The sequence below is a fragment of the Lapillicoccus sp. genome (genome assembly GCF_036559105.1).
Classification (GTDB): Bacteria; Actinomycetota; Actinomycetes; order Actinomycetales; family Dermatophilaceae; genus Lapillicoccus.
In genome coordinates, this window is sequence record NZ_DATBTV010000080.1 from 1 (window position 1) to 21,905 (window position 21,905).

Below are 21,905 nucleotides of genomic sequence, written 5' to 3' on the forward strand. Positions count from 1 at the left end.
GAGCCAGATCTCGTACTTCACCGGCTCGGTGGCCTCCTCGTCCTCTACCTCCCGGATGCCCTTCTCGAACCAGTTCGTGGTCGCGGGGACGATCAGCAGTGGCATCAGGAGCGGGACGAGGAGCAGACGCACCCAGTCGAAGAGGGTGTTGTCCGCGAACCCGCTCCACTGGATCGGCAGTCGGTGCGCGAAGACGACGAAGACCACGAAGCCGGCAACCGCAGCCGAGAGCAGCCACCGGTGCCATGGCTGGATCCTTCGCTCCGCCGTCCAGAACGTGACGGTCACGATGACGATGGGCAGCAGCAGTACCTCGAACCAGTCCCACAGGGTGTTGCCGGCGAACCCGGTCCAGGCCCACTGGAGCCAGTATGCGAGGAACACGAATGCGGCGAACCCGACCGCGGCGGCGGTCAGCGTCGCGTCCCCGCCATCCGGCTGTGCGACCGAAGCCACAGCGGGAGGGTCGCCACCGCCACCGGGAGGGCCAGGAGCTTGAGCCAGGCCCACAGGGTGGCGTTGGCGGTCAGTCCGGTCCATGACCACCCTTGGCCGTAGCCGCCCCAGATGACGACGACCACCGCGGCGAGGATCAACGCTGCTGCCACCCTGCGTTGAGAGCGGTTGGCGGCAGATGAGGGGGGTAGCGGATTCCATGACGTTTCTCCAGGTATGCGGACGAACAGACCGAGCCTCCTCCGCCCGCGAACCGCGGCCGTCCCCAAGTGGCGGGTCCGTCAGGAGAAGGTGTGTCCGCCAACCGGGGACCGGATCGTGCTGACGGGGAGTACGGGTGGATCCGCTCCGCCCCCAGGCCGGTCCTTACCGCCCTGACGAAGCGGCCTCCGACTGGTCGTCGGCCCGCATCCCGACGCGGTGCGGAAACCGGTGCACCTCCTGCGGCCAGCCGACCGCGATCGCGATCCGGCCCGCCCAGTAGCGGGCCGCGGCGTCGTCGGCCACGTCCACGACGGCGAACCCGCCGAGGTGCTCCTTGGTCTCGACGAACGGGCCGTCGGTGAACAGCGGCGAGCCGCTGCTCGGGTCCACGCTGCAGACCGCCGTCGACGCATCCAGACCCCCGTCGCTGAAGACGAACACCCCGGCGGCGGTCATCTCGTCGCACACGCCTCGACCGGCCCGGCCTGCTTCGCGGAGCTGCTCCAGCGTCAGGTCCGGAACCCACTCGTCGTTGAAGGCGATCAGGTACAACGCCATGTCCACCCTCCTCAGCTCACCGGGCAGCCCCAACGGCTGCCCGTCACCCTCACCACGAACGGACCCGTGCTGGGAGGACATTTCCGCCGCAGCATTCTCCGGCGCTCGGATCCGGCGGTGGTCCTTCTCTCGCACTCGAGGCTGGAACTCGTCGAGCGACCGAGAGACTCCCGGACGTCGATCCTCGCCGCTAGAGCTCCGCGCGCAGGATCGACGCCGCGCCGGCCATGGCCCGCATCTTTCCCTCAGCACTCGCCCGAGGGAGGTACTTCATCCCGCAGTCCGTGGCGATGGTGATCCGCTCCGGTGAGGTGTAGGGAAACGCGCGGCGTACCCGGTCGGCGACCAGCTCCGCGGACTCGACCTCGTGGTCGGCCAGGTTGATGACGCCGAGAATGATGGTCTTGTCGCTGAGGTCCTTCAGGACGCCGAGATCCAGACCCGACTGTGCCGTCTCGATCGAGATCTGGTCGGCCGAGCAGCCGGCCAGCTCGGGGAGGAACGAGTACCCCTCGGGGCGTTCATGGATGATCGCGGCGTACCCGAAACAGATGTGCACCGCGGTGCGGCCGGTGACGCCGTCGAGCGCAGCGTTCAGCGCGGCGAGCCCGTACTCGCGGGCCGCCTCGGGCCGGGCCTGCATGTAAGGCTCGTCGATCTGGACCAGGTCGGCGCCGGCCGCGTGGAGGTCCCTGATCTCGGCGTTGACGGCGGCGGCGTAGGCCATGGCCGCCGACTCCAGGTCGGGGTAGTGCTCGTTCTGGGCCTGCTGCGACATCGTGAACGGTCCGGGCACGGTCATCTTGACCGTGTGGTCGGTGTGCGCCTTGAGGAACGTGACGTCGCGGACGCCCACGGCGTGCGGCCGCACGATCGGGCCGGCGATCCGCGGCACCGGGTTCGGATGCCCGCTGCGGTCGAGGGCGGTGCCCGGGTTGTCGATGTCGACGCCCTCGAGGGCGGTGGCGAAGTGGTTGCTGTAGGACTCTCGACGCATCTCACCGTCGGTGATGATGTCGAGTCCGGCCTCCACCTGGGCGCGGACGGCCAGCACCGTGGCGTCGTCCTGAGCCTGATCGAGGTACTCCGGGTCGACGCGCCACAGCTCCCTCGCCCGCACCCGCGGTGGGAACCGGCTGGCGAGCTTGGCCCGGTCGATCAGCCAGTCCGGCTGGGCGTAGCTGCCCACCAGGGAGGTCGGCAGGATCGGCAGCGGTGAGGACGTCGCAGTCACGCTGTGACTCTAGAACGACCGGGACACTGACGGCGGTCGCCGGGAGATCGAGCGGAAGGTGAGGTGGAGCGGGCGAGGAGAATCGAACTCCCGTAGCCAGTTTGGAAGACTGGGGCTCTACCATTGAGCTACGCCCGCGCGGCGTCCCGCGAGGCGTGCAGCGTGCTCGACCGGCGGGTTCGGGGCGTTAGCCTAATGCCCGCTCTCGCACGGCACCGAATCGTCGGACCGCATCGCGGGGCGACGGGGTATGGCGCAGCTTGGTAGCGCGTCCGCTTTGGGAGCGGAAGGCCGCAGGTTCAAATCCTGTTACCCCGACTTACCTCGACCCGGGTCACCCCGCGTCGGCAGCCGGCAGGGCCCCATGGCTCAGCCGAGGTCGGTGACCGGCCCGTCCACGGGGCCACGGAAGCCGAGCATCTCGCGGAGCCCGGTGCGTGCGCCGTCCCGCTCGAGGCCGGTGACGACGCGGTCGACGGACCGCTCCGACGGCCAGACGTGGATCATCAGCAACAGGATCGAGACCGAGGCGCCGACGTCGTAGATGAGCACCGTCTTGGCGATGAAGGCCAGCAGGATCCCGATGACCGCGACCGACTCGGCGATCGCCAGGCGGCGCATCAGCGACGACTGGAACTGCTTCATCCCCTCCTGGCGCGCCGCGTCCTCGCTCAGACTCGCGTCGAGCGCCTTGACCCGGTAGCCCACGCTCTCGATGAGGAAGTAGGCCCCGGCCCCGAGGAGGAGCAGGAGGGCCACCGAGAGCAGCGGTGGGGCGCCGAGGCCGAGGATGAACATCAGCGCGACCGCCATGAGGAACAGCGCGCCGATCACCGCGCCGACGAGGTAGCGCAGGGTCTGCAGGGCGGGGCTCTTCTGCGGCCTCTTCGCTGGCGTGCTCACGCCCCCACCGTATCCGCGCGATTAAGCCGCAGGGCGCGAGGCGGCTAGCATGGGCCCTTGGTCGCCGGCGCCAACGCCGCGTGCCAGCGGGCAGGCCCCGCGCACGCGCAGAGTCCAACGCCACAGCGCCCAGCGACCCACCAGCGCACACCGTCCGCCGACATGCCCGGAGATCCGCAGTGAAGAGTGCCCTCGAGTCCGTGAACCCGACCCGGGTCAAGATGACCGTCGAGGTGTCGTACGAGGAGCTGAAACCCAGCCTCGACGCGGCATACAAGACCATCGGCCAGCAGATCCAGGTGCCCGGGTTCCGCAAGGGCAAGGTCCCGACGCGGATCATCGACCAACGGGTCGGCCGCGGCGCTGTACTGCAGGAGGCCGTCAACGAGGCGCTCCCGCAGTTCTACGGCCAGGCCGTCGACGAGAACAACGTGCGCCCGCTCGGGCAGCCGGAGGTCGACATCACCGAGGTGCCGGCCGAGGCAGGCCAGGACCTGAAGTTCACCGCCGAGGTGGACGTCCGGCCGGAGATCGAGCTGCCCGACTACTCCAACATCACCGTCGAGGTCGACCCGGTGGCCGCCGACGACAACGATGTGGCGGAGCGGATCACCGCGCTGCAGCAGCGCTTCGGGACGCTGAAGGGCGTCGAGCGAGCCGCGCAGGAGGGGGACTTCGTCTCCATCGACCTGTCCGCGACGATCGAGGGCGAGGAGATCGACTCGGTCAACGGTGTCTCCTACGAGGTCGGCACGAACAACATGATCGAGGGCATCGACGAGGCGCTCGTCGGGATGTCGGCCGGCGAGACCAAGGAGTTCACCGCCCCGCTCGCCGGCGGCGACCGCGAGGGCCAGGTGGCCGAGTGCGTCGTCAGCGTCCAGTCGGTCAAGGAGCGCGAGCTGCCCGAGCTCGACGACGACTTCGCCCAGCTGGCGTCCGAGTTCGACACCCTGGACGAGCTGCGCGCCGACGTCGTGCAGCAGGTCGAGCAGTCGAAGCGGTTCGAGCAGGGCGTCCAGGCCCGTGACAAGGTCCTTGAGCAGCTGCTCGAGGCCACCGAGGTCCCGATCCCTGAGGGGATCGTCGAGGCCGAGGTCCACTCCCACCTCGAGGGCGAGAATCGCCTCGAGGACGACGAGCACCGCGCCGAGGTCGACGAGTCGACCCGCAATGCCCTGCGCGCCCAGCTCCTCCTCGACGCGATCGTCGAGAAGGAGGAGATCCGGGTGGAGCAGCCGGAGCTCATCGAGTACATCGTCATGTCGGCCCAGCAGTACGGCATGGATCCGAACGAGTTCGCCCAGAACATCGACCAGCAGGGCCAGGTCCCCGCCATGGTCGCGGAGGTGGCGCGGCGCAAGGCGCTCGCCTACGTGCTGGAGCAGGCGTCGGTCGTCGACACCGACGGCACCGTCATCGACCTCGACGCGGCGCTGCCCCAGAGCGGGTCCGAGGCGGATGACGAGGCGGAGGGCGAGGCGGAGTCGGAGTCCGACACCGAGTTCGACACCGAGGTCGTCGAGGTGACGGCCGAGGACGCGCCCGCCGACGAGGGCGCGACCGCCCCCAAGGCCTGATCGCCGGGGTAGTTGTGAACAGCCCTGGCGGTGGGCGAGAACCGGCCTAGACTGGGTTTTTCGGCCCGGACCCCGCCGGGTCCCTCGACCGTGCTTCCCAGCACGAAGCTCCCCAGGACGAAGCAGGCACGATGCACCCACGGCGCCACGCCACGGCCATCGTCGCGGCCATGGTCGCCGTGACGGGTGTCGGCGTGTCGTCGGCGGCCGCGTTGCCGACCAAGCAGGCTGACCCGCAGCCCGGTGGCTCGGTGCTGCCACGCGCGGTTCCCGCGGCGGGCACGTTCTACCCCACGACGCCCGTCAGGCTCCTCGGCACACCGGACACCGGGTACGCGGTGGATCCCGCCTCCGGGGCAACGGTCGCCGTGGCCGGTCGTTCGGGTCTCCCGAGCTCCGGCATCTCGGCCGTCGTCCTCAACGTCGTCGCCGTGGCCGGAGCCGCCGATGCGGCGCTGTCGTTCGGGGCGCCGGGCGCACCAGCGGCGGCACCCCTGCTGGTGGCCCCGGCCGGCGCCTCCCGCTCGGCCCTGCTCACCCTTCCGATCACTGCGTCCGGGTCTGTCCAGCTGACCACCTCCAGCGCTGCCACGGTGTCCGTCGACCTGGTCGGCTTCTACGCCGCCGACGACACCGTCCTCGGCAGCCAGGGCCTCTCCGGCGGCTACCAGCCGGTCGACGTCACCCGGCTCTTCGGTACCGACAGCACCCACCCGCTGGCCGCCGGCGCGCGGCAGCTCGTCGGCGTCGACCTCGGGGCCGCCGCCACCCCGCATACGACCGCCTTGCTCGTCCGGGCGACGGCGACCGGGGCAGCGGCCCCTGGCACCCTCGCCGTCGGCCCGGTCGGTGCCGCCGCGTCCGTGCCCTCGGTCGCCTTCGCAGGTGGGGCGACGTCATCCAACCTCGCCGTCGTGCCCGCGACCCTCGACCCCGACGGCCGGCTCGGAGTCGCGGTGACCAATGCGTCCAGCGGTGCGACCAGCGTCACGCTCGACCTGGTCGGCTTCTACGACGACGGAGCCCTGGGTCCCAACCTGCGCTTCCGCCCGCTCCCGCAGACGCGGGTCGTCGACACGTCGACCTCGGTCGGAGCGGCCGCTCTGCAGCCGGGGCGACGCACCACGGTGACTCCGAGCGACGCCGTGGTCGGCGACAGCACGTTCGCTCTGGTGGGCGTGGTCACCGCCACCTCGTCCGGCGGACCGGCGGGCATCGAGGTCGACACCCCCGAGGCCACGACGGCCTCCGACGTCGACGTCGTCGCGGGGACCACGACGGTGCCGGTCCAGGCCCAGGTGGGCGCCGCCCGGGGCCTCGGTCTGCGGACTCGTGACGGCAGCGCCCCCACGGGGATCACCATCGACGTGACCGGCTCGTTCGAGGCGTACCCGCCGGTGACCAACCCCGCCGCTCGCGGCTGGGTACCCGCTGTTCCCAGCTGGCAGGTGGCGGCTACTCCGCGCTGAGGTGCGTCCGGCTGAGATGCGCTCACGGCGAACACCGTCCCGAGCGGGATTCCCGCGTGGGGTGCCGACGTTAGGGTCTTTGCGAAGCACGACAGACCCGACTCGAGACCAGACCTGGAGGCCACCGTGGCCCGCAGTACCGACATCGTCGCCGCCGGCGAAGGCATGACCGGCGGCCTGGACGACCACATCTACAACCGCCTCCTCAAGGAGCGGATCATCTTCCTCGGCTCCGAGGTTCGCGACGACAACGCGAACGCGATCTGCGCGCAGATGCTCCTCCTCGCCGCCGAGGACCCCAGCAAGGACATCTGGCTCTACATCAACAGCCCGGGTGGGTCGGTGACCGCCGGTATGGCGATCTTCGACACCATGCAGTGGGTGCCCAACGACGTCGCCACCGTCGCGATGGGGATGGCCGCCTCGATGGGGCAGTTCCTCCTCAGCGCCGGTACCCCCGGCAAGCGGTATGCGACGCCGCACGCCCGCGTGATGATGCACCAGCCCTCGGGCGGCATCGGCGGCACGGCCAGCGACATCAAGATCCAGGCCGAGCAGATGCTCCACATCAAGAAGCAGATGGCCGAGCTCATCGCGGAGCACACCGGCCAGGAGCTCGCGCAGATCGAGCGCGACTCCGACCGGGACCGCTGGTTCACCGCCGAGGAGGCCAAGGCCTACGGCTTCGTCGACCAGGTCACCAGTCGGGCGTCGGAGGCCGAGAGGGGCAACGCCCCCGGGGACGCCCCGCTCACCGGTGACGCGACGACCGAGAACTGACGGAGAGAGCAGACATGACCATGAACCCGTTCGGTAGCCCCCTCGTGCGAGGCGGCGCCCCGGCGCCTGCCCCGTCGAGCCGCTACATCCTGCCCCAGTTCGAGGAGCGGACGTCCTACGGGATGAAGCGTCTCGACCCCTACACGAAGATGTTCGAGGACCGCATCATCTTCCTTGGCGTCCAGGTCGACGACGCGTCGGCGGACGACATCATCGCTCAGCTCATCGTGCTGGAGTCGCAGGACCCGGACCGCGACATCCTCATGTACATCAACAGCCCGGGTGGCTCGTTCACCGCCATGACGGCGATCTACGACACGATGCAGTACATCCGGCCGGACATCCAGACGTTCGTCGTTGGGCAGGCCGCCTCCGCGGCCGCGGTCCTCACGGCCGCCGGCGCCAAGGGCAAACGGTTCGCGCTGCCCAACGCGCGGATCCTCATCCACCAGCCCGCGCTCGGCGGCGGTGACTACGGCCAGGCCTCGGACATCGAGATCCAGGCCAACGAGGTGCTTCGTATGCGTACCTGGCTCGAGGAGACGCTGGCCGGCCACACCGGGCGTACCCCGGAGCAGGTCAACGAGGACATCGAGCGCGACAAGATCATGTCCGCGGCGGAGGCCAAGGAGTACGGCCTCATCGACGAGGTCCTGCTGTCCCGGAAGAACTCCCTGAACAGCTGAACGCCTGGCTGGACCGCACGTCGATGAGCGCAGCATCCCGGATCCGGGGGCTGCGCTCATCGCGGTTCCGGGGCTCGGCGATCAGGCCGACGGGTCAGCCGGTCGAGATGGCCTGAAGCACCTTGGGCCAGACGTCGATCCGGGCGAGCTCATCCGCCTGCGGGCTGACGCCGTGGGCGAAGAGGTCCGCCCGGCTCGGCTGGTATGGCACGAGGAGGTCGACGTTAGTGCCCGGCCTGCGGGTAGGCGTACACCTCGTGCGGGTGCGCGAAGCCCTTCGCGTCGAGTCGGCTCATGATGGCGTTCGCGTAGGGGCATGACGGCCACAGCGTGTCGGTCTCGCCGCCGACCGCGAGCACCGGCCCCCCGACCGTCTCGACTGGGATGAGCGCCGCCGGGTTGTCGGCGGGGTCCGGGTTGCCGAACAGGGCGGTGAACGGGACGTCCTGCCCGCCCACGGTCCACGGCGAGCGACCGTTCGCGGGGAAGGACACGGTGACCGAGTTCGACGGCGACACGGCGATCACGCCATGGACCAGGTCCGGCCGACGGGACGCCTCGAGCAGCGCCGCCTCGGACCCGTACGACCCCCCATGACCCCCCATGACCCACACCCGAGCGGGGTCGACCTCCGGTTGCGTGCGGAGCCACTCGAGCCCCTTGTCGCACGTCTCCATCGGGATCTGGCTGAGGGGGTCCGGCAGCCCGGGCGCCTTGTAGTATCCGAGCCGCCGAGCACGAGTACCGCCGGGTGCCGGGCGCCGTCCGGCACCGCCGCATACGAGCCGACGATCCCGTCCCTGTCCTTGGCGAGGGGGACCAGCCGAGGCCTGGCGGGCAGGAGCGAACGCTGCGTCGACGCCCTGGCCAGGGTCTGTCCGTCCGCGCCCAGGACGGTCCAGGAGAACGTCGCGGCGGTAGCCGGCCAGACGAACCCGCCACCCGTCGCACCCGTGGAGCCGGCCGGAGGCTGCATGGTCGAGATCAGCAGCGTCGGGTCACTCGCGCCCTGGAGCGACGGATCCGCCGAATATATGGCGGGTCCCCGACTGTCCGCCGAGAGCGGAACGGGCGAATGAGGAGTGCGACGCGGCCCGGTCTACGCGTGTAATAGGGGCGGACGACCGATCCGACCGGTAGCGTCGGACGAACCGCCCCGGTCAGACCCACCAGCAGCACCCGCCGGCAGGACCCAACCGCAGGAGGAACCACGTGGCCCGCATCGGAGACGGTGGCGACCTCCTCAAGTGCTCCTTCTGCGGCAAGTCGCAGAAGCAGGTCAAGAAGCTCATCGCCGGTCCGGGCGTCTACATCTGCGACGAGTGCGTCGACCTCTGCAACGAGATCATCGAGGAGGAGCTGGCCGAGTCCTCCGAGCTGGGGCTCGACGAGCTGCCCAAGCCGCGCGAGATCTTCGAGTTCCTCGAGAACTACGTGGTCGGCCAGGACACCGCCAAGAAGGCGCTCGCCGTCGCGGTCTACAACCACTACAAGCGCATCCAGGCGGGCGAGTCGGGGCCGGTCAAGAAGGACTCCGACCATGTCGACATCTCCAAGTCGAACATCCTGCTCATCGGCCCGACCGGCTGCGGCAAGACCTACCTCGCGCAGACGCTGGCCAAGATGCTCAACGTCCCGTTCGCCATCGCGGACGCCACGGCCCTCACCGAGGCCGGCTACGTCGGTGAGGACGTCGAGAACATCCTTCTCAAGCTGATCCAGGCGGCCGACTACGACGTCAAGAAGGCCGAGACGGGGATCATCTACATCGACGAGGTCGACAAGATCGCCCGCAAGAGCGAGAACCCGTCCATCACCCGCGACGTCTCCGGGGAGGGTGTCCAGCAGGCGTTGCTGAAGATCCTCGAGGGAACGACGGCGTCCGTCCCCCCGCAGGGCGGCCGCAAGCACCCGCACCAGGAGTTCATCCAGATCGACACGACGAACGTCCTGTTCATCGTGGGCGGCGCGTTCGCCGGCCTGGAGAAGCTGGTCGAGTCGCGCAACGGCAAGAAGGGACTCGGCTTCGGCAGCGAGCTGCACTCGCCCAAGGACCTCGCCGACTCGATCCACGAGGTGATGCCCGAGGACCTGATGAAGTTCGGTCTCATCCCCGAGTTCATCGGCCGCCTGCCGGTCATCACGACGGTGAGCCCGCTCGACCGCGACGCGTTGGTCCAGATCCTCACCGAGCCGCGCAACGCCCTGGTCAAGCAGTACAAGAAGATGTTCGAGATCGACGGTGTCGAGCTCGAGTTCACCACCGACGCCATCGAGGCGGTGGCCGACCAGGCCCTCCTGCGCGGCATCGGCGCTCGCGGCCTGCGCGCGATCATGGAGGAGGTCCTCCTCCCGGTGATGTTCGACGTTCCCAGCGAGGACGACATCGCCCGCGTCGTCGTGACCCGCGAGGTCGTCCTCGACAACGTGCTGCCGACGATCGTCCGGCGCGACGTCCCGGCCCGGGCCAAGCGCCAGCAGCGCAAGGAAAGCGCCTGACCGCTCGCCCTTCGGGCGTTCAGCCGGTAGGCGTCGGCCCCCGCCGACGCGCCCGGCTCACCACTCCGGTGGAGCGAACTGGCTCAGCGTGAGCGTGGCGCCCTGCGGGTCGCGGACGACCGCCTCGCGCGTCCACTCGGTGTCGGCGGCGGAGAGCACCGTCGCCCCCAGCCGCTCCGCCGCGGAGACCGACTCGTCCCGGTCGGCCACGGTGAAGGTCACCTGCCAACCCGCCTGAGCGGGGTCGGCGTCCGGCATGACTCCGGCGACAACGTCGGCGAACCCGGGCGGCGCAAACTGCTGGCGTTCGTGGATGCGCGGGTCGACGGTCGCTGCGAGGTGGTCGCCGTAGCCCGGCACGCGGATCATGCCGGCGCCGAGCTCCGGGTCGGCCGCCCAGCCGAACACCGCCGCGTAGAACGGCAGGACCGCGCCGGGATCGGAGGTGTGCAGGATGCTGAAGTTCCAGGCGCCCGGCAGGTTGGCCACCTGGGCCCCGAGCCGGCGGCCGGCCTGCCAGAGATGGAACACCGCCCCTTGGGGATCGGCGCAGGTCGCCGTGCGGCCGCCCGGGCCGGCGTCCGCGGGGGCGATGAGCACCGCGCCGCCCGCCTGGGCGACGGCCGACGCGGTGGCGTCCGCGTCGTCACAGGCCACGTAGGTTCGCCACCTCGTGCCCTCGGCGTCGCCCGCGGGTGCGACGGCGGCGGCGTCGTGCCCGTCGAGCGTAGCGACGAGGTAGGCGTCGGGGGCGTCGGAGGGCATGACGTGGGTCAGCTCCCAGCCGAAGAGCCCGCGGTAGAACTCCGAGGCGGCCGCGAGGTCGGTCTGGGTCACGTCGACCCACGACGGCACCCCCTGGGGGTAGCGGCGCTGGTCGGTGAGGACGACCTGGTCGTTCTCGCTGCTCATACGCCGATCGTGGCAGACCGCACCGACACCCCAGCCGCCGCCGCAGGGCGCCATCTCCCCGCAGCGGTGGGAACAACGGCGGCCTGGGCCGACTTGACCCGGATGGAACGACGGCGTACTGTCTGGATAGTACGAAACGGTTTCGTTTCATCCGTACCGAGCCAGCCTGAGGAAGGACCGACCGTGAGCCCCACCGTCACCGCTTCCCGACCCCGGGTCGAGGGGGAACGGGCCACCGAGATCCACGAGGCGGTCATCCGACTGCTCATCGAGCACGGCTACGACAAGCTCACCTTCGACGCGGTCGCGGCGGAAGTCCGGGCCAGCAAGGCCACGCTCTACCGCAAGTGGCCCACCAAGGCCGCCCTCGTCGTCGAGTCCGTGGTCGAGACGATCTGCCCGTCGGTCCTCGAGCGCCCGGACTCCGGCTCGCTGCGGGGCGATCTGCTCTTCGGCGGCTGCCAGGACCGAGGCCTCACCGAGGGCCTCCCGTCGCTGCTCGCCGCCGTCATGCCGGCGTTGCACCGCGACGAGGAGCTGTTCCGGGAGTTCGAGTCCCGCTTCCTCGGGCCGATGAGCGAGCAGTCGATCGGCACCTTCCGCCGCGCCCAGGAACGCGGCGAGATCGGCCCCGACGCCGACCTCGAGCGACTGGCCTCGATCCTGCCGGCGATGGCCGTGCACCAGGCGGTCGTCTTCGGCCGCGACTGCAGCGTCATCGACATCACCGCGATCGTGGACGACGTCGTCCTGCCCGCGTGTCGGGCCACCTTGCGCTGACGCGCCGGGTCTCACCCGCACCCCACCGCTACCCCTGCCGTCGACGGAGACGGTCTACCCGCCCCTGTCCACGAAAGGCTTCCCCATGTCCGTGATCTCCGACGTCCCCACCCCGGACGTCCTCCCCGAACCCGAGACCCGGCGCCGCCCGCGCGGCCTCGGGATCGCGCTCGCCGTCATCGGCGGCGCCCAGCTGATGATCGTGCTCGACGGCACCATCGTCAACATCGCGCTGCCGCACATCCAGACCGACCTTGGCTTCAGCAACGCCAGCCTGTCCTGGGTCGTCAACGCCTACGCCCTCGCCCTTGGCAGCCTGCTGCTGCTCGGCGGCCGGCTCGGCGACCTGCTCGGTCGACGCCGTATGTTCATCATCGGTGTCCTGCTCTTCGCCGGCGCGTCCCTCGTCGGTGGCCTGGCCGTCAACGAGGCCATGCTCATCGCCTCCCGGATCGCCCAGGGCGCCGGCGCCGCGATCGCCTCACCCGCCGCCCTCGCCCTCATCACCACGACCTTCCCGGCCGGCAAGGAACGCAACCGCGCCATGGGCGTGTACGCGGCGATGTCCGGTGTCGGTGCGGCCGTCGGCCTCATCCTCGGCGGCGCCCTGACCGAGTACGACTGGCGCTGGACCTTCTTCATCAACGTGCCGATCGGCCTGCTCGTCGCGACCCTCGCTCCGCGGGTGCTCATCGAGAGCGAGCGGTCGGAGGGCAGCTTCGACTTCATCGGCGCCATCACCGGTACCGCCGGTCTCGTCGGTATCGTCTACGGCCTGACCCACGCGGCCGACCCGGCCGGCGGCTGGGACTCCCCGGTGACCCTCACCTCGCTCGCGCTCGGTGTCGTCCTCCTGGTCACGTTCGTGCTCTACGAGCGCCGCAACCCGCACGCCCTCCTGCCGATCCGGATCGTCGCCGACCGCACCCGCGGCCTCAGCCTCTTCGTCATGCTGCTCGTCGGCGCCGGGATGTTCGCGATGTTCTACTTCCTCGGCCTCTACATCCAGCAGGTGCTCGGGTACGGCCCGCTCCAGGCCGGGTTCGCGTTCCTGCCGTTCTCCGCGGCCATGGTCGCCGGAGCCGGTATCGCCTCGACGCTGGCCAGCAGGATCGACCCGCGCTGGATCTCCGGTCCCGGTGCGCTCATCGCGTCCATCGGAATGTTCGGCTTCAGCCAGCTCACCGTGGACAGCACGTATGCCGCCCACCTGCTGCCGTGGATCGTCGTCCTCGCCTTCGGGCTCGGGCTGACCTTCGTGCCGCTCACGCTGACCGCCGTCGCCGGCGTGCGGGCCGAGGACTCCGGCGCCAGCTCGGCCGCCCTCAACACCGCGCAGCAGATCGGTGGGGCGATCGGCCTCGCGGCCCTCACCACCGTGTTCACGCACGGCTTCGCCGACCGGATGACCGCGCTCGCCGGCCCGATCCAGGGGCAGGCACAGTCCGGGGCGATCACCGCCGACCAGGCCCATGCGGCCATGGCCCAGGCGCAGCTCGTCGCACAGACCGACGGCTCCACCCGGGGCTTCCTCGTCGGCGCGGCGATGATCCTCGTCGGTTCACTGGTCATCTTCTTCGGCCTGAACGTCAAGCACGAGGAGCTCGCGTCCCGCGAAGCGGTCTCCGGGCCGCACCTCGGCTGACCCGCCTGGGCGGGTTGTCTAGAACAACGTCGGGACCGTGACCGCGGGCTTCGTGGTCACGGTCCCGACCTGTCGGTGCTGGGCACGCGCGCGCCCACCCAGACCGTGCCGCTCCAGCAGCGGCAGCACCCGCCGCGCCAGGTCGTCGCGGTAGGCCGGGGTCGCGAACGCGCCCCGCGCATACAGGCTCCGGTATGCGGGGAGCAGCTCGGGGTGCTCCCGCTCGAGCCACGCGAACCACCACTCGCGGGTACCGGGGCGCAGGTGCAGTGCCATCACGGTGGCCGACGTCGCGCCGGCCGCGGCGATGCGCGAGAGGAGTGCGTCGACGGCTGCGGTGTCGTCGCTGAGGTGCGGGATGACCGGGGCGACCATGACGTGGCACGGGAGCCCGGCATCGGTGACCGCCCGGACGAGGTCCAGCCGAGCTCTGGGGGAGGACGTCCCGGGTTCGAGTCGCTGGTGCAGCCCTTCGTCCCCGATGGCGATCGAGACGCCGAAGCCCACGTGCACGTCACGCGCGGCCGCGGTGAGCAGTGGGAGGTCCCGCTTCGCGATCGTCCCCTTGGTGAGGATCGAGAACGGCGTCCCCGACCCCGCAAGGGCCTTGATGATCCCGGGCATCAGCCGGTAGCGACCCTCGGCGCGTTGGTACGGGTCGGTGTTCGTGCCCAGGGCCACCGCCTCGTGGTCCCAGCTCGGCCGGTGGAGCTCGCGCGTGAGGACGTCGGCGACGTTGGTCTTGACGACGATCTGGCTGTCGAAGTCCGCGCCCGCGTCGAGGTCGAGATAGGTATGCGTGTTGCGGGCGAAGCAGTAGACGCAGGCGTGCGTGCAGCCGCGGTAGGGGTTGACGGTCCACTCGAAGGGGAGCTGAGCCGCCGCGGGGATCCGGTTCAGCGCCGACTTCGCGAGCACCTCGTGGAAGGTGATCCCGGCGAACTCGGGCGTCCGGACCGTCCGGACGAGCCCGTCGTTGGCGTCCAGGCCGGGTAGGGCACCGGGTACCCGGGCGCCGATCGACTGGCCCTGCCATCGCATACCCGATATTCGAACACACGTACGAGTAGATGTCGAGAACCGAGCGCGTCGACGCCGTGCGCTGTGGGGCCAGCTGGCCGAGCCGTTCGCGGTGTCCCTGCCGGCGATCTCGCATCATCTCAAGGTCTTGGAGCGGGCGGGTCTGGTCGTGCGCACGCGCGAGGCGCAGTGGCGGCCGAGCCGGTTGCAGGTCGACCCCCTGGACGAGGCGGTCGACTGGCTGCTCGCTCGCCGTCGGACGTGGGACGCCCGGATGGACCGGCTCGAGGCGCACCTGCGCCGGACAGGAGAGGACGACTGATATGGCCGACACCAGCATGACCGAGCACTGCGCCGAGGTCCGCGTCACCCGCGTCTTCGACGCCTCGAGGGAGCGGGTGTTCCAGGCCTGGACCGACCCCGACGACGTCGCGATGTGGTTCAGCCCCGCTCCACTGACGACCCCGCGAGAGAGCGTGCGGATCGACCTACGGGTGGGTGGGCGCTACGAGCTGACCATGGTGATGCCCGACGGCGCGGCGTCGCCACTCGGCTTCGAGATCGTCGAGGTCGACCCGCCCGGCCTGCTCGTGCTGCGGTCCGACCCGATGCCGGACGCGGGCATGCCCGAGCCGACGCTGGTGCGGATCGAGCTGCACGAGGAGGCATCGGCGCAGGGTTCGCGAACGCGGATGACCCTCACGGACGGTCCGTACCCGACCGGGTTCGGCGTCCACGCCGAGCGCGGCTGGCTCAGCGCGTTCGACAAGCTGGCTTCGGTCGTCGCCGGGTAGCTCCGGGTTCCTGAGCGGATCTCGTTGCTGTGCAGTGGTTTTGCCGACACACCAAGCCGGTGCTTGGATTGACCAGTGACGGTTCCCGCGAGCCCGACCCAGCCGCGGGCGGTGCGGCGGATGCTCGCGCCCTGGCACTTCGTCGTGCTGTTCGGCCTGGTCAGCCTCTTCGCGGACATGGTCTACGAGGGCGCGCGCAGCATCATCGGTCCCTTCCTCGCGACGCTGGGCGCGTCCGCGGTCGTGGTCGGCGTGGCCGCGGGGGTCGGGGAGTTCATCGGCTACGGGTTGCGCGTCGTCTCCGGATATCTGGTCAGCCGCAGCCGGCACTACTGGACGTGGACGATCGTCGGGTACGCCCTGACCGTGCTGAGCGTGCCGCTGATCGGTGTCACCACCGCCGTGGCTCCGGCACTGCTGCTGTATGCGACCGAGCGACTCGGCAAGGCGGTCCGCTCGCCGGCCAAGGACACGCTGCTCTCGCACGCCTCCACGCGGACCGGAAGCGGATCCGCGTTCGGCGTCCACCAAGCCATGGACCAGGCAGGGGCCGTCGCGGGGCCGCTGATCCTGGCGGCCGTGCTGTCGTGGCGCAGCGGCGACTACCGGACCGCGTTCGCGGTGCTCGCCCTGCCGGGGGTGGTCGTCCTGGCGCTGCTGTTCTGGCTGCGGTGGCGGGTCCCGGACCCGATCTCGTACGAGTCGATGGGCTCGGCGGTGCCCGCGGGTGCGGGCCCGCCGGCGTCCGCAACCGTACGGCGCGCTCGCCAGGCCTTGCCTCGGGTGCTGTGGCGCTACATGGCCGCAGTCGGAGTGCTCTCGTGTGGCGTCGCCTCGTTCCCACTGCTGGCGTACCACGCCCAGACCCAGGGCCTGCTGACGGAAGCGCAGGTACCCGTGTTGTTCGCCGTGGCCATGTTCGTGGACGGCGTCAGTGGTCTCGTGACCGGTCGGGCGTACGACCGCCGAGGTCCGAGAGTCCTGCTCCTGGTTCCCGCGGCCGCCTCCTGCGCTGCCATCGCCTTCACCGCCAACGCGGTGCTGGTCTGGGCCGGGGTCGCGATCTGGGGCGTCGTCAACGGCATCCTCGACTCCACCATCAAGGCGGTGGTGACTCGGCTGGTACCTCCCGGCACTCGGGCGACCGCCTTCGGCTGGCTCGCTCTGGTGCGGGGTGTCGGCCTACTGCTCGCCGGTGCCGTTCTCGGGCTGGCCTACGAACAGAGCATCCCCCTGGTCATCGGGCTGATCCTGACCGCCAACGCGCTGGCGTTCTGGGGACTGTGGTCCGTCCTGCGCGACCCAGCGCTGGCGGCGACCCAGAGGCAGGGCGACTGACGCCTTGGTCCGCCGGGGGGACCGCGCGGGCCAAGCCAAGGGCGTGACTCGTCCGGGGGTCACCGCGCGCCCCTCGGTCAGGAGAGCGTAGGGCGTGCCTCGGAGGCGAAGAGGTTGAGCCCGATGCGCTCGGCCAGGTACTTGGTGACCAGCTGGCCGCGAACGCTGTTGCCCGCGGGGTCCAGCGGCGGCGAGAAGGTGGCCAGTCCACCCTTGCCCGGTGCCACGGTGACGATGCCTCCGCTCACCCCGCTCTTTCCCGGAACTCCGATCTCGTACAGCCAGTCTCCGGACAGCTCGTAGAGGCCGGCGGTGGCCATGACCGCGAGGACCCGGCGGCACACGCTCGCCGCGATGACGCGGTCACCGCTCTCGGGGTTGACCCCGCCGTTCGCGAGGGTCGCACCCATCGCCGCGAGGTCGTGAACCGTGACCTCCAGGGAGCACTGGCGCGTGTAGACGTCGGTGGCCGCGTCCGGGTCGAAGTAGAGCCGGCCGTAGCTGTTCAGCAGGTGCGCGATGCCGTGGTTGCGCATGTTCGACCCGGCCTCCGACGCATACACGTCCTCGCTCATGCTCAGCTCGCGGCCGGCGAAGCGCGACAGCCCGTCGCGGACGTGCTCGAACTTCTCCTCGGCCGTGGTGCCCGGTACCAGGCTGGTGGTGGCGATCGCCCCCGCGTTGACGAGCGGGTTCATCGTTCGGGCGTCGTTCAGCTCGACGGCCATGAGCGAGTTGAACGGAAACCCGGTGCTGTTCACGCCGAGGTGCTGCCTCGCGGAGTCGTAGCCCTCGGCCTCGCACACCAGGGCGAAGACGAACGGCTTGGAGACGCTCTGGATCGAGAAGGGCGTGTCGACGTCGCCGATCTCGAAGGACCGGCCCCGGGCACCGACCACGGAGATGCCGAAGAGGTCCGGGGAGGCTGCCGCCAGGGCGGGGATGTAGTCGGCGACGACGCCGTCGGCGTTCGCTTGGTAGAGGTGGAAGGCCTCGGTGACGACGCGTTGCACGTCGGCGGGATCCGGCAGGTCGCCGGTCGAGACCCGTGGCGGCGTTGTCGCCTCGTCGTACGGGAGTCGGTCGTGCATGGAGAGTCTCGCCATGGGATCCCGTCCGGTCTCGGTTGGCCAGAGCGTACGCCGCGGCCACGGTCACCACTGGTCGAGCAGCCACGTCGGGCTTCGGCTGTCGGCCCCGGCCTCCTCGACGCGTTGGCGCAGCTGCCGGTCCGCGGTCACCACCACCACGCCCCGTCCGTCCCCGACGGCAACCTGCCTCCTCACCTCGTCGAGGATGGCATCGTCTCCGGACCCGTCAGCGTGAACGGTGCGCAGGCGTGCCTCTTGACCGGCGTGGGGGCCGCGCCGCGCCTGCCCCTCGAGGACCAGCACGATCTCGTCCTCGGGCCGGTCGGCGGCCGACAGCTGGTCGTGCAGTCGGTGGGCGGCGCCGGCGCGGTCACGCCACCACCCGTCGGGTCGGCTGCCGACGACATTGGCGCCGTCGACGATGAGGACCTGCATCCGACCACGGTAGGAGCCATCGCGCTCCGTGACGGAGTTTCGCTCTGGTCAGGCGATCGGACCGCCCGCGTACGCGGGGTCGTGGCTGGCCACCGTGCGCGCCCCCACCAGGTGGCGGCCCAGGTATGCGCCGACACCCGAGACGGGGGCTCCGGCGAGGGCCGGCCCGGGTGCCGGTGCCGTGCCGGCCGCGCCGACGCGCGTAGCACGACCCCGCGGAGACGCCGAGAGCGACACCGTGGCTGACGGCGTGGACCGGGCCGGCCGCCGTGGGGGAGGATCCTGCGACGTGTCCACGTCGCCAGCGGTCGTCGTCGCTCGCCTCGCCGAGGAACGGGCCTCGGTAACGGCTCAGCTCGCGCGGATGGAGCAGGACCTGACCGATCTCTTCGCCGCCTCCCGCGACACCAATGCCGATGACGAACACGACCCCGAGGGTCAGACGATCGCGTACGAACGCTCCCAGCTGTCATCGCTGATCCGCCGGGCGCGCGCGAACCTCGAGGAGATCGACGCCGCCACCGGGAGGCTGGCGGCCGGGACCTACGGGAGCTGCGCGGTCTGTCATCGGCCCGTCGGCGCGGAACGCCTGGAGGCCAAGCCGACCGCGCGGACCTGCGTCCGGCACGCCGACGTCCGTCCCTAGGCGTCCGGTTCGGCGTCCGAACCGGTCTGGCGAGTGCCCCACCACAGCCAGGCGCTGACGGCGACCAGGGCCATGACCGCCAGGGCCACCTGACCCGGGACCCGGATCGAGCGGACCAGCTGCGCGAGCACCGCCACGGCGACGGTGATCGCACCGACGGTCCCCAGCCGACGGCGGACCCGTGACCAGGTGTCCACCGCCAGGTCACCGGACGTGGGCCGTCCGCCGAGCAGGACGAGCGCGGTGTGCGACGCGGCGACGGCGAGAGCGGCCGGTACCGACCACCAGGTGAACGGACCCGGCACCCCCCCCACCCACACCACGAGCAGCAGGACCCACAGGGCCAGGTGCCCGGTCGACTCGGGCCGGGCGGCGCCTACGGCGGCCAGCGGCGTGAGTACGAGGAACCACCAGGTGAACCCGGCACCGGCGAGGATCGTCGCCCCGAGGAACACGACCGGCGCGAGGATGACCACCGCACACAACAGCAGCTGCGGTGCGCCGTACTCCTCCGAGAGCCCCAGGCGGACCAACCGGAGCTGCCGGACCGGGTCCGGCCGCGACGCGCTCACCGGCGAGCCATCCGAGGAGCGCGGGCGCGGCGGGACAGCTCGCGCAGCACCTGGTCGAGGCTCTGCGGCCCCTGCCACGCGACGACCGGGATGCCCGCAGAGGTCAGGCGGTGGACGTCGACCGATCGGCTCAGCCGGCGCAGCCGCCACGCGAGCGCGGTGTAGGGGTCGTTCTCGCTGCGCCACAGGTGTTCCGGCATGGTGTCCACGACCACGGTCGTCAGCCCTCGGGAGCCGAGCCGGGCGACCACGTCGACCATGGCCGGGTCGACCAGCGGCGACAGCACGAAGACGACGGCGCCGGCACCGATCCCGGCGATCGCATACTCGCCGTCGTCGTCACGATCGGTCGCCGGTTCGATCAGGGCCAACGACCCGAGCACCCGGCGCAGGTGCGCCCGGCCGCTGCCGACCGGCACCCGCGGCACCCGCGCCGCGCCGACAACCCGCAGGCCGACCCGGTCGCCCACCCCGAGGTAGTGCTCCGCCATGGCTCCGGCCGCCCGGACGGTCAGGTCGAGGCTGGTCGGCCGGCCGTCGAGGCCCTCGCGTGGGCCCAGATCACTGGTCCCGTCGACGACGAGGACGATCTGCGAGTCCTCGTCGCCGTAGGTCGAGGTCACGTGCAGGGTTCCGGTGCGCAGCGACACCGGCCAGTGGATCCGCCGGAGCCGGTCGCCCACCTGGAACGGCCGCAGCCGGTCGAACTCGCTTCCGCTCCCGGGTCGTTGCGCGCGGTATGCGCCGACGAGCCCCTCCGGGTGCGGCATCGGTGCCGTCGGGGTGAAGACAGCGGGCAACGGCAACGTCACCAGTCGCTGCGGCTCCGAGTCGACCGGTCCGCTGCGGTAGGCCCCCCACGTCGACCAGGCGCCGCACCGCACGGGACCCACCGAGCGAGCGCCCCAGCGGGTCGAGCGGACAACGACGGCGGCACCGGCCTGGCGGAAGGACTCGTCGCCGGCGACGGGCCGGCCCTCGGACCGGCCGATGACCCGGATGCCGAGCGGCGGGTCCTGCTCCACGAACACCGACGGCGACACGGCCACGACCACGTCGTCCACGCCGTCGGGGATGGACACGGTCGCCCGCAGCACGGTCGCCTCCCCCTCGCGCAGCGTTCCGTGCCCCACGGCGGTGCTCACGGTCACCCGCTCCTGGGGACGACCCAGCCACGCCCAGGTCGTCACCACCAGCCACGGCGTGATGAGGACGAGCAGGTCGGGCCGGTTCATCGCCAGCGCCACGACGGCGCCCACGACCCCCAGCAGGGTCGCGCGGAAGTGGGCGGCGGTCGGCCGCCACTCCGGCAACACGGTGGGCCGCGGGGAACCGGTCACGACGGTCGCGCCTCCCGGGCGGAGGGGGTGGGGACGGTGGCGAGGATGCTCTCGACCACGGTGCGCCCGGTGACGTTGCTCATCCACAGCTCCGGCCGGACGGTGATCCGGTGCGAGAGGACCGGGATCGCCACCGCCTTGACGTCCTCAGGGGTCAGGTAGTCGCGGCCCCGCAGCACTGCGTGCGCCCGGCCGACGAGCATCAGGGCCAGCGACCCGCGGGGCGACGCGCCGAGCATCGAGTGCTGGTGGTCACGGCTCGCCGTTGCGAGAGCGACGCAGTAGGCGGCCACGGTGTCGTCCACGCCCACGGTCTCGACCGCGTCCTGCATCGCGAGAAGCCCCGTGGCGTCGGTGACCCGGTCGAGCGAGACCTCCTCGCGCTGGCGCGCGACCCGGTTGCGCAGGACGTCGAGCTCCTGCGACTCCGACGGGTACCCGAAGGAGACGCGCATGAGGAACCGGTCGAGCTGGGCCTCGGGAAGGGGGTAGGTGCCTTCGTACTCAACGGGGTTCGCGGTGGCGAGGACGTGGAACGGGCGCGCGAGCGGGAAGGTCTGGCCCTCGACGGTGACCTGGCGTTCCTGCATCGCCTCGAGCAGCGCCGACTGGGTCTTGGGCGGTGTGCGGTTGATCTCGTCGGCGAGGAGGAGCCCCGTGAACAGTGGTCCGCGCCGGAACGCGAACTCCTGTGCGCGCTGGTCGTAGACGAACGATCCGGTGAGGTCCCCGGGCAGCAGGTCGGGGGTGAACTGGGCTCGTGTGAACTCCAGCCCGAGCGTGGTGGCGAAGCACCGGGCGGCGAGGGTCTTGCCCAGCCCGGGGAAGTCCTCGATGAGGACGTGACCACCGGCGAGGATCGCGCTGAGGACCAGGGTGAGCGGCTGCCGTTTCCCGACCACGGCACGCTCGACCTCGTCGAGGATGCGCTGACCCTGTTCGGAGACCTGCGCGAGGGGCATG

The 21,905-nt window shown here is 70.9% G+C and carries 24 protein-coding genes and 2 tRNA genes; 12 read left to right on the forward strand and 14 right to left on the reverse strand.

Going from position 1 to position 21,905, the window contains the following annotated elements; translation table 11 throughout:
* From VIG79_RS10320 to VIG79_RS10340, 5 genes are all read right to left on the reverse strand, one after another.
* A partial coding sequence (locus tag VIG79_RS10320; RefSeq protein WP_331885245.1) for a hypothetical protein occupies positions 1–456 on the reverse strand: 456 nt, incomplete at its 3' end.
* Positions 414–608: a hypothetical protein gene (locus tag VIG79_RS10325; protein ID WP_331885247.1), complete on the reverse strand. Its 195-nt coding sequence runs from the start codon at positions 606–608 to the stop codon at positions 414–416. The genes VIG79_RS10325 and VIG79_RS10320, both read right to left, overlap by 43 nt.
* Positions 609–822: 214 nt before the next feature.
* Positions 823–1,218, reverse strand: coding sequence for a YciI family protein (locus tag VIG79_RS10330; RefSeq protein WP_331885249.1), 396 nt, complete (start codon positions 1,216–1,218; stop codon positions 823–825).
* Positions 1,219–1,408: 190 nt separating this feature from the next.
* On the reverse strand, positions 1,409–2,452 hold the full coding sequence (locus VIG79_RS10335; RefSeq protein WP_331885251.1) for a hypothetical protein: 1,044 nt from the start codon (positions 2,450–2,452) through the stop codon (positions 1,409–1,411).
* 64 nt (positions 2,453–2,516) lie between these two features.
* Positions 2,517–2,590, reverse strand: a tRNA-Gly gene (locus VIG79_RS10340).
* Positions 2,591–2,696: 106 nt separating this feature from the next.
* Here VIG79_RS10340 and VIG79_RS10345 point away from each other — a divergent pair.
* Positions 2,697–2,770, forward strand: a tRNA-Pro gene (locus VIG79_RS10345).
* Positions 2,771–2,821: 51 nt separating this feature from the next.
* On the opposite strand, the gene VIG79_RS10350 is transcribed toward VIG79_RS10345, so the two are convergent.
* Positions 2,822–3,355 carry a hypothetical protein gene (locus VIG79_RS10350; RefSeq protein WP_331885253.1) on the reverse strand — a complete coding sequence of 178 codons (534 nt, stop codon included), beginning with the start codon at positions 3,353–3,355 and terminating at the stop codon, positions 2,822–2,824.
* A 179-nt stretch (positions 3,356–3,534) separates the two neighbouring features.
* Here VIG79_RS10350 and tig point away from each other — a divergent pair, with 179 nt between their 5' ends.
* The 4 genes from tig (at position 3,535) to VIG79_RS10370 (ending at position 7,870) form a co-directional block, all read left to right on the forward strand.
* The gene (tig, locus tag VIG79_RS10355) at positions 3,535–4,935 is read left to right on the forward strand and encodes a trigger factor (RefSeq protein ID WP_331885255.1); all 1,401 of its coding nucleotides are present in this window, start codon (positions 3,535–3,537) and stop codon (positions 4,933–4,935) included.
* 131 nt (positions 4,936–5,066) lie between these two features.
* On the forward strand, positions 5,067–6,404 hold the full coding sequence (locus VIG79_RS10360; RefSeq protein WP_331885257.1) for a hypothetical protein: 1,338 nt from the start codon (positions 5,067–5,069) through the stop codon (positions 6,402–6,404).
* 165 nt (positions 6,405–6,569) lie between these two features.
* Positions 6,570–7,184: an ATP-dependent Clp protease proteolytic subunit gene (locus VIG79_RS10365; RefSeq protein WP_331885307.1), complete on the forward strand. Its 615-nt coding sequence runs from the start codon at positions 6,570–6,572 to the stop codon at positions 7,182–7,184.
* Positions 7,185–7,198: 14 nt separating this feature from the next.
* A complete protein-coding gene (locus VIG79_RS10370; RefSeq protein WP_331885259.1) occupies positions 7,199–7,870 on the forward strand; it encodes an ATP-dependent Clp protease proteolytic subunit in 672 nt (223 codons plus the stop codon).
* A gap of 224 nt (positions 7,871–8,094) precedes the next feature.
* Here VIG79_RS10370 and VIG79_RS10375 read toward each other — a convergent pair whose 3' ends face one another.
* On the reverse strand, positions 8,095–8,547 hold the full coding sequence (locus VIG79_RS10375; RefSeq protein ID WP_331885261.1) for an acyl-CoA thioester hydrolase/BAAT C-terminal domain-containing protein: 453 nt from the start codon (positions 8,545–8,547) through the stop codon (positions 8,095–8,097).
* A 535-nt stretch (positions 8,548–9,082) separates the two neighbouring features.
* Between VIG79_RS10375 and clpX the strand changes: the two genes are divergently transcribed.
* Positions 9,083–10,369 (forward strand): ATP-dependent Clp protease ATP-binding subunit ClpX, encoded by a 1,287-nt coding sequence (gene clpX / locus VIG79_RS10380; protein WP_331885263.1) that lies wholly within the window; start codon positions 9,083–9,085, stop codon positions 10,367–10,369.
* 57 nt (positions 10,370–10,426) lie between these two features.
* Here clpX and VIG79_RS10385 read toward each other — a convergent pair whose 3' ends face one another.
* Entirely contained in the window at positions 10,427–11,281 is an 855-nt protein-coding gene (locus tag VIG79_RS10385) for a VOC family protein (RefSeq protein ID WP_331885265.1), read from the reverse strand.
* 183 nt (positions 11,282–11,464) lie between these two features.
* Between VIG79_RS10385 and VIG79_RS10390 the strand changes: the two genes are divergently transcribed.
* Together VIG79_RS10390 and VIG79_RS10395 are read left to right on the forward strand one after the other, a co-directional pair.
* A complete protein-coding gene (locus VIG79_RS10390) occupies positions 11,465–12,061 on the forward strand; it encodes a TetR/AcrR family transcriptional regulator (RefSeq protein ID WP_331885267.1) in 597 nt (198 codons plus the stop codon).
* Positions 12,062–12,146: 85 nt separating this feature from the next.
* Complete coding sequence (locus VIG79_RS10395) at positions 12,147–13,706, forward strand: MFS transporter (protein ID WP_331885269.1); 1,560 nt, start codon at positions 12,147–12,149, stop codon at positions 13,704–13,706.
* An 18-nt stretch (positions 13,707–13,724) separates the two neighbouring features.
* Here VIG79_RS10395 and VIG79_RS10400 read toward each other — a convergent pair whose 3' ends face one another.
* A complete protein-coding gene (locus tag VIG79_RS10400; RefSeq protein ID WP_331885271.1) occupies positions 13,725–14,747 on the reverse strand; it encodes an Rv2578c family radical SAM protein in 1,023 nt (340 codons plus the stop codon).
* Here VIG79_RS10400 and VIG79_RS10405 point away from each other — a divergent pair.
* The 3 genes from VIG79_RS10405 to VIG79_RS10415 all read left to right on the forward strand — a co-directional run bounded on the left by VIG79_RS10405 (position 14,635) and on the right by VIG79_RS10415 (position 16,858).
* Complete coding sequence (locus tag VIG79_RS10405; protein ID WP_331885273.1) at positions 14,635–15,048, forward strand: ArsR/SmtB family transcription factor; 414 nt, start codon at positions 14,635–14,637, stop codon at positions 15,046–15,048. The genes VIG79_RS10400 and VIG79_RS10405 overlap by 113 nt on opposite strands.
* Position 15,049: 1 nt before the next feature.
* Positions 15,050–15,520: an SRPBCC domain-containing protein gene (locus VIG79_RS10410; protein ID WP_331885275.1), complete on the forward strand. Its 471-nt coding sequence runs from the start codon at positions 15,050–15,052 to the stop codon at positions 15,518–15,520.
* A 75-nt stretch (positions 15,521–15,595) separates the two neighbouring features.
* Positions 15,596–16,858: an MFS transporter gene (locus VIG79_RS10415; RefSeq protein ID WP_331885277.1), complete on the forward strand. Its 1,263-nt coding sequence runs from the start codon at positions 15,596–15,598 to the stop codon at positions 16,856–16,858.
* Positions 16,859–16,935: 77 nt separating this feature from the next.
* Here VIG79_RS10415 and glsA read toward each other — a convergent pair whose 3' ends face one another.
* Both glsA and VIG79_RS10425 read right to left on the reverse strand, forming a co-directional pair.
* Positions 16,936–17,964 (reverse strand): glutaminase A, encoded by a 1,029-nt coding sequence (gene glsA, locus VIG79_RS10420; protein WP_331885279.1) that lies wholly within the window; start codon positions 17,962–17,964, stop codon positions 16,936–16,938.
* A 48-nt stretch (positions 17,965–18,012) separates the two neighbouring features.
* Positions 18,013–18,384: a hypothetical protein gene (locus VIG79_RS10425; protein ID WP_331885281.1), complete on the reverse strand. Its 372-nt coding sequence runs from the start codon at positions 18,382–18,384 to the stop codon at positions 18,013–18,015.
* Positions 18,385–18,673: 289 nt separating this feature from the next.
* Here VIG79_RS10425 and VIG79_RS10430 point away from each other — a divergent pair, with 289 nt between their 5' ends.
* Positions 18,674–19,030, forward strand: coding sequence for a TraR/DksA family transcriptional regulator (locus VIG79_RS10430; RefSeq protein ID WP_331885283.1), 357 nt, complete (start codon positions 18,674–18,676; stop codon positions 19,028–19,030).
* Here VIG79_RS10430 and VIG79_RS10435 read toward each other — a convergent pair.
* From VIG79_RS10435 to VIG79_RS10445, 3 genes are read right to left on the reverse strand one after another with little or no spacing between them, the layout of a single operon-like run.
* Positions 19,027–19,602: a hypothetical protein gene (locus VIG79_RS10435; RefSeq protein WP_331885285.1), complete on the reverse strand. Its 576-nt coding sequence runs from the start codon at positions 19,600–19,602 to the stop codon at positions 19,027–19,029. The two genes, VIG79_RS10430 and VIG79_RS10435, sit on opposite strands and share 4 nt — an antisense overlap.
* Positions 19,599–20,942: a DUF58 domain-containing protein gene (locus tag VIG79_RS10440; RefSeq protein WP_331885287.1), complete on the reverse strand. Its 1,344-nt coding sequence runs from the start codon at positions 20,940–20,942 to the stop codon at positions 19,599–19,601. Before VIG79_RS10440 ends, VIG79_RS10435 begins: the two co-directional genes overlap by 4 nt.
* Entirely contained in the window at positions 20,939–21,904 is a 966-nt protein-coding gene (locus VIG79_RS10445) for a MoxR family ATPase (RefSeq protein WP_331885309.1), read from the reverse strand. Before VIG79_RS10445 ends, VIG79_RS10440 begins: the two co-directional genes overlap by 4 nt.
* Position 21,905: the final 1 nt, after the last annotated feature.